The sequence below is a fragment of the Spirillospora sp. NPDC049652 genome (genome assembly GCF_040675125.1).
Lineage (GTDB): Bacteria > Actinomycetota > Actinomycetes > Streptosporangiales > Streptosporangiaceae > Spirillospora.
Map to the genome: position 1 here is coordinate 1 of NZ_JBFAOF010000357.1, position 6,789 is coordinate 6,789.

A 6,789-nucleotide genomic window follows, 5' to 3' on the forward strand; every position below is an offset into this window, starting at 1 on the left:
GGCGCGGGTCAGCAGCACGCCGGGCGTGCCGTCCGGCACCGGGCGGCCGTCCTGGTCCAGGACGGCGATCTCGTCGTCCGGGCTGATGGGCCGCCCCTGGGTGCGGCAGACGACGTCGTCGGGGTCGTCCAGGCGGGTGAAGTTGAGCAGGCCCTCGGCCATCCCGAACACCTGCTGGAGCCGGCAGCCGAGCGCCGGGCGGACCGTCACGGCGACCTCGTCGGCCAGCCGCGAGCCGCCGACCTGGAGCACCTCCAGCGAGCTCAGGTCGTGCCCCGGGCCGCTCTCCTGGTAGGCGAGCCAGCTCTGCGCGATGGCGGGCACCGCGGCCGTGACCGTGGCCCGCTCCCGCTCGATCAGGTCGAACACCCGCTTCGGCGCGGGGGACGACGCGATCACGACCCGCCCGCCGGACAGCAGCGCGCCGAGGATCCCCGGGCACGCGAGCGGGAAGTTGTGCGCCAGCGGGAGCGCCGCCAGGTACACCGTGTCCGGGCCGAACCCGGAGACCTCGGCGCTGCGCCGCGCGTTGTAGGAGTAGTCGTCGTGCGTCCGCGCGATGAGCTTCGGCAGGCCGGTGGTGCCGCCGGAGAGCAGGAACAGCGCCACGTCCCGGGAGCGCGGCGCGGCGGCGTCCAGCGCGCGGCGGGCCGCGTCCGGGTCGTCCGCCGGACGGCACAGCCGCCGCAGGTCCACCGCGTCCGGGGCGGGACGGTCGCCCGCCGCCAGCACGTGCTCGACGCCCGGGTGCTCCGCGCGGATCCGGCGGGCGAGGGCCTGGTGGTCGAACCGGGTGCTCTCGGCGGGCACCGCGACGGCCCGCGCCTCGGCGTGCCCGGCGATGTGCGAGATCTCGCGGTGCCGGTGCGCGGGCAGCGCCATGACCGGCAGGATCCCGGCGCGCAGGCAGGCCAGCGTCAGGACGACGAACTCCCACCGGTTGTCGAGCTGCACCACGATCCGGTCGTCCGGCCGCAGCCCGAGGCCGAGCAGCCGCAGCGCCGCGCCGTCCGCGCGCCGCGCCAGCTCCCGGTAGGTCATCCGGACGTTCCCGCTGACCAGCGCCTCCGCGTCCGGCCGCGCGTCGGCCACCGCGAGCACCTGCGCGCCCAGCGGCCGTCCGATCCAGTACCCGGCGGCCTCGTACCGCGCCGCCGCCTCCGCCGGCCAGGGCGTGACGCCCTCCCTGCTGGGCCTGCTCCGCTCTCCCGTCACAGCCTTCCCCCTCGCGGGTGCCGCTCGCCGGACGGACCGCGCCGTCCGCTTTCCCCGACTATCGCCGGGTCCCGCCACCGGCGGCATCTCCGCGAATGCCACCGCCAGAGCACGCGGAAGGACGCCCGGGAGAGGGCCCGGAGACAGCGGACCGCCCCGCGCCGGTGAACGGCGCGGGGCGGTCGCGGGGCCTGCGGTCAGGCGGACGAGTCGCGCAGGTCGGTGTAGTAGCCGACCAGGTCGTCGAAGGACGGCCCGTCGTCCGCCGAACCGGAGGGCTCCCTGCCGGCCTCCCGGTCGAGCAGGTCCTCCATCTTGTCGAGGGCGAGGTGGAAGCCCGCCGCGCTGTAGGGCATGTGGTCCGGGTCGCCCATCTCGTTCTCCAGGACGACCCGGGAGCCGTCGCCGTCGGGCGTGATGTTCCAGCGGTAGACGTCGCCGCGTCCGGTGTAGGCGAACCGGTGCGGCTCGTCCACCTCCAGGACCTTGCCCTCCTCCACCATGTCGGGGGAGAAGGTCACCGAGAAGCGCCCGCCCTCGACGGGCTCGATGACCACGGGGAAGCCGAACCACTCGGAGTGCCGCTCGCCGTCGGTGACGGCCCGCCACACCCGGTCGGGCGCGTGCCCGTAGTCGTGCTCGAAGCGCAGCGTCGGGGCGCCGCCGCCGGCGGTGCTGAGCGTGGCCCGGGTGCGGAACGTTCGGGGGTCCATCGGTCTGGCCTCCTGTCGTCGCCTGTCCTGGCCCGCGGGGCCGCCGGCGGCCGGGTGTTCAGCCGTGGCAGGACGCGGCGCCCGGATCGTCGTACCGGTCGTGGTGCCGGATCCAGGCCATCGTGTCCTCCATCCCGTCCTCCTGCCGGCCCAGCGGTGTCAGGTCGAGATAGTTATAGGTGTTGTTCAGGATGTCACTGCCGCGTCCGTGGGTCGAGTAACCGTAGAGGACCCGTCCGTCGTCGTGCCGCAGGAAGGCGCTGACCCCGGGCAGTTCGGCCTGGTCGGAGCCCTGGTCGAGGGTGAAGTCGGTGTAGAAGTCGTCCCCGCGCGTGGTGTACCACGGGATGTCCCAGCCCATCCGCTTCCGGAACGGCTGGATGTCGGACTGCGGCGCGGCGCACGCGATCACCAGGGCGGTGTCGCGGGCGCGCAGGTGCGCCAGGTGGCCGATGTTGTCGATGAACAGCGAGCAGACCGGGCACCAGTCGTGCCCTTCGAGCGGCCACATGAAGTGGTAGACGAGCAGCTGCCGGCGGTCCCCGAACAGGTCCGGCAGCCGCCGCTCGCCCTCCGGGCCCTCGAACACGTACTCCTTGTCCACCACGATCATCGGCAGTTCGCGGCGTTCGGCGTTCAGCGCGTCGCGGGCCCGGGTCACCTCCTTCTCACGTTCCAGGAACGCCTTGCGGGCGGTGATCCACTCCGTCCGCTCGACGATGCGCGGACCGGTCATCGGTGTCTCCTTCTCTGGTGGGGGCGGCCCGGGGCGGGCGCGCGGGTCAGCGCAGGCCCGCGCCGCCGTCGGGCAGGGCGGCGAGGAAGCCGCCGCGCCCGATCTCGGCGGCGACCGCCTCGATCTCGTCGGTCATGAAGCGGTCCTCGGCGAGGAACGGCGCGATCGAGCGGACCCGCTCGTAGGTGGCGCGCCCGGCCGGGCTGAGCTGCTCCTTGACGTCCCGCAGGTCCACGGCCTGCGCCGCGGCCAGGAACTCGACGGCGAGGATCAGCCGGTTGTTGTCCAGGACGCGGCGGGCGTTGCGCGCCGCGATCAGGCCCATGCTGACGATGTCCTGGTTGTCGCTGTTGGACGGGATGCTCTGCGTGCTGGCCGGGCCGATCGTCCGGTTCTCGGCGACCAGCGCCGTCGCCGGGTACTGCGCGCCGGTGAACCCGCTGTGCAGGCCGGGCTCGCCCGCCACCAGGTACTCCGGCAGGCCGCCGCTGAGGTGCCGGTTCAGCAGCCGGTTCAGCCGCCGCTCCGACATCACGCCGAGCTGGGTGAGGGCGATGGTGAGGAAGTCCATCGCGAACGCGACCGGCTGGCCGTGGAAGTTCGCGCCGTGGAACACCTCCTTGCCCTCGAAGAACAGGGGGTTGTCGTTGGAGGAGTTCAGCTCGGTCCCGACGACCGTGGTGGCGTGCGTGAGGGTGTCGCGGACCGCGCCGACGACCTGCGGGATCGCGCGCAGCGTGTACGGCTTCTGCAGGTAGATCTCACCGCGCTGGACGAGCGCGTCGCCGTCCTTCTGCGCCTCCACCTGCTCGCGGATCTCGGCGTGCGAGAACGCCAGCCGGCTGCCGGCGAGCAGCGTCCGCAGGTTCGCGGCGGTGTCGATCTGGCCGGGGTGCGGGCGGGCCAGGTCGTGGCCCTCGGGCGCGAACGCGCCGGTCGAGGCGCGCATCGTCTCCAGCACCAGGCCGGTCACGACCTCCGCCTGCCGGACCTGCGCCCACGACCGCCCGACCAGCAGCGCCGCCAGCCCGGTCATCGCGGACGTGCCGTTGATCAGCGACAGGCCCTCCTTGAACCGCAGGCTGAGCGGCTCGATGCCGCGCTCGCGCAGCACCGGCCCGGCCGGGACGGCCTTCCCGTCGCGCAGCACGTAGCCCTCGCCGATCACCACGGCCGCGATCGCCGACAGCGGGGCCAGGTCGCCGCTCGCGCCGAGCGACCCGTACTCGGGGATCGCCGGGGTGATGCCCTGGTTGAGCAGCAGCGCGAGCCGTTCCAGCAGCTCCGGCCGGACGGCCGAGTAGCCGCGCGCGAACGCGTTCAGCCGGGCCGCGACCATCGCGCGCGCCTCGTCCTCGGCGAACAGCGGGCCGACGCCGGCGCAGTGGCTGCGCACCAGGTTGAGCTGGAGCTCGGCCTCCACCGCCGGGTCCAGCATCATGTACGCGAGGTCGCCGTATCCGGTGGTGATCCCGTACACCGGGATGCCGCGCTCGACGATGTCCTGGAACAGCGCGCGGCTCGCCGCCGCCCGCTCCAGCACGTCCCGCGACAGCTCGGCGGGCGCGCCGTCCTCGGCGATCCGCCGGATCCCGTCGGGAGTGACGCCGCCGCCGTCGAGCCGGACCGGTTCCACCTGGACTGTTGTCATTCCATCCACCTCACGTGTTGTCGGAACGGCGGCGCGGCGGTCGCGCGCGCCGGGAACGGGGGGCCTGGTCCGCCGCCGGTCGTGGGGCGGCGGACTCCCGCCCCTGGCCCGCGGCGTCCACGAGGGCGGCGAGCCCGGCCAGGGTGGGGTCGGCGAGGAACGCGCGCGGGGTGGGCGCGGTCCCGGTGCGCTCGCGGACCCGGTGCAGCAGCACCGGGACCAGCAGGGAGTGCCCGCCGAGCGCGAAGAAGGAGCTCTCCGGGAGGATCTGCTCGGTGCCGAGCAGCTCCGCCCAGATCCGGGTCAGTTCGGTCTCGGTCGGCGTGGGCCCGCGGTCGTCGCCGGGCGCGCGCAGCGACGCGGGGGCGGGGAGCTTGCGCCGGTCCACCTTCCCGCCGACGTTGCGCGGCAGGGACGTCATCGTCCGGAACGTCACCGGCGGGACGGTCGTGCCGAACCTGCGCCGGAGCCGGGCGCGCCAGCCCGCGGAGGGATCGCCCTTCGGCGCGCCCTCCGCCGAGCTGTGGGCCGTCTCGTCCCGGGGGCGGGGCACGACGTAGGCGACCAGGCGGACGACCAGGCCCGCGTGGTCGCGGACGGGCACGATGGCGCACTCCGCGATGTCGTCCGCGCCGCCCAGCGCGGCCTCGATATCGGTCAGCTCCAGCCGGGTGCCGAAGAACTTGATCTGGAAGTCCTGGCGGCCGCGGAACTCCAGCAGGCCGTCCCAGCGCCGCCGCCCGAGGTCGCCCGTGCGGTACCAGGAGCCCGGCGCGATGCCGAACTCCTCCTGGCGGCGCAGCGGCGCGAACGCGTCGGCGCCGTCCGCGCCCACGTAGCCGGGGCTGACGTACGGGCTGCGGATGACCAGCTCGCCGGTCATCCCGGCGGGGCACGGGCGGTCCTGGCCGTCCACCACGATCACCTGGCGGCCCGGGATCGGCTCGCCGACCGGCACCGTGCCGCGCACCGGCCCGGTCACCTCGTGCCAGGTCGCGAGGACGACCTCGGTTGGCCCGTAGAGGTTGGTCAGCCGGACGCCCGGCAGCGCCTCGCGCAACTGCCCGGCGAGCTCGCCCGGCAGCGGCTCCCCGGCGAGGAGCAGGTGCTCCAGCGCGTCCGGGCGCTCCTCCGGTGCCAGTGCCGCCATCGCGCGCAGCACCTCCCGGGCGAAGCTCGGCACGGTCTGGAAGTGGGTGATCCGCTCCTCCGCGAGCCAGCGCACGAGCCGCCGCGGATCGACGCGGACCCGCTCGGGCACCGGGCACAGCGCGGCCCCGGAGCCGAGCGCGGCGAAGATCTCGACGAGCGCCGCGTCGTACCCGGCGGCCGCCCACTGCGCCACCCGGCTCCCGGGCGCCATCGCGAAGTGCCCCGCCATCCACTCGCAGAACTGCGCGAACCCGCCGTGCGACTGCGTGATCCCCTTCGGCCGTCCGGTCGATCCGGACGTGTAGGCGACGTACGCGAGGTCCCGCGCACTCCCCGTCACGGGACCGGCGGCGTCCTCGTCGGACGCGCCTTCGGCGGTGAGCTCGTCGAGGGTGACGGGCCGTCCGCCGAGTTCGTCGCGGAACCAGACGGCGAGGGCGTCGTCGTCCGGCGGGGCGTCCAGCAGCAGGTAGGGCGGGCGCAGGTCGCCGAGGATCAGCCGCCCGCGCTCGCCCGCCTCGCCGGTGCCGAGCCAGACCAGGTGCGCGCCGGCGTCCAGGACGCCGAGCAGCGCCGCGACCTGGCGCGGGCCGGTCGGGGTCCGGACGGCGACCGCGCCACCCGCCGCGCCGCCCAGCCGCCGCAGCCCGCGCGTGACGGACGCGGCGAGGGCGGCGAGTTCTCGGTAGGAGACCGTCCCGTCCGGCCACACGACGGCCGGGGCGTCCGGGACGCGTCCGGTGTGGTGCCGCACCGCCGCCGCCACCGTGGGATGCGCGGCGGGCGCCTCCGCGACGCGGTCGGCGGCGCGGACGGCGGCCCGGAGCTGCTCCGGGGTCTCCAGCGGCAGCGCCGCGACGGGCTGGTCGGGGTCCTTGAGCGCCGCGTCCAGCAGCGTGCGGAGCTGGTCGAGCAGGCGCTCCGCCGAGGCCGCGTCGAACAGGTCGGCGCGGAAGGCCAGCGTCCCGGCGACCGTGTTCCCGGTCGTCCGCACCCGCAGTTCGAGCCCGGACGGCACGGCGGTGACGGGCGGGTCCAGCGGACGCGCCGCCACTCCCGCGAAGCGGGGCTCGGGTTCCGGCTCCTCGTCGCAGGCGAAGGACGCGTCGTACAGCGGCGTGCGGTGCGCGGCGCGGTCCACGTCGAGCGCGGCGACGAGGGTGGGGAACGGCAGGTCCCGGTGGTCGAGCGCGGCCCGCCGGGACAGCGCCGTCCGGGCGAGCATGTGCCGGAAGGTCGGCGCGCCCGCGAAGTCCGCGCACAGCACGAGCGGGTTCTCGAACGGCCCGGCCGTGTGCGCGAACTCGGGCCGGGGACGCGCC

The 6,789-nt window shown here is 75.2% G+C and carries 5 protein-coding genes; all 5 read right to left on the minus strand.

The window, feature by feature from the left end:
* A partial coding sequence (locus AB0J52_RS21895; protein WP_500183643.1) for an AMP-binding protein occupies nt 1–1,215 on the minus strand: 1,215 nt, incomplete at its 3' end.
* Between the two features lie 197 nt (nt 1,216–1,412).
* Nucleotides 1,413–1,928, minus strand: a complete 516-nt coding sequence (locus AB0J52_RS21900) for an SRPBCC domain-containing protein (RefSeq protein WP_500183645.1) — start codon at nt 1,926–1,928, stop codon at nt 1,413–1,415.
* A gap of 58 nt (nt 1,929–1,986) precedes the next feature.
* The gene (locus tag AB0J52_RS21905) at nt 1,987–2,664 is read right to left on the minus strand and encodes a DUF899 domain-containing protein (protein ID WP_500183648.1); all 678 of its coding nucleotides are present in this window, start codon (nt 2,662–2,664) and stop codon (nt 1,987–1,989) included.
* 46 nt (nt 2,665–2,710) lie between these two features.
* The gene (cmdF, locus tag AB0J52_RS21910) at nt 2,711–4,315 is read right to left on the minus strand and encodes a tyrosine 2,3-aminomutase (RefSeq protein WP_500183649.1); all 1,605 of its coding nucleotides are present in this window, start codon (nt 4,313–4,315) and stop codon (nt 2,711–2,713) included.
* Nucleotides 4,316–4,325: 10 nt separating this feature from the next.
* A partial coding sequence (locus AB0J52_RS21915) for an AMP-binding protein (protein WP_500183651.1) occupies nt 4,326–6,789 on the minus strand: 2,464 nt, incomplete at its 5' end.

Bases quoted from the DNA above. Each gene is read 5' to 3' on its own strand.
- cmdF (WP_500183649.1), bottom strand. From the start codon at position 4,315: ATGACAACAGTCCAGGTGGAACCGGTCCGGCTCGACGGCGGCGGCGTC.
- AB0J52_RS21900 (WP_500183645.1), bottom strand. From the start codon at position 1,928: ATGGACCCCCGAACGTTCCGCACCCGGGCCACGCTCAGCACCGCCGGC.
- AB0J52_RS21905 (WP_500183648.1), bottom strand. From the start codon at position 2,664: ATGACCGGTCCGCGCATCGTCGAGCGGACGGAGTGGATCACCGCCCGC.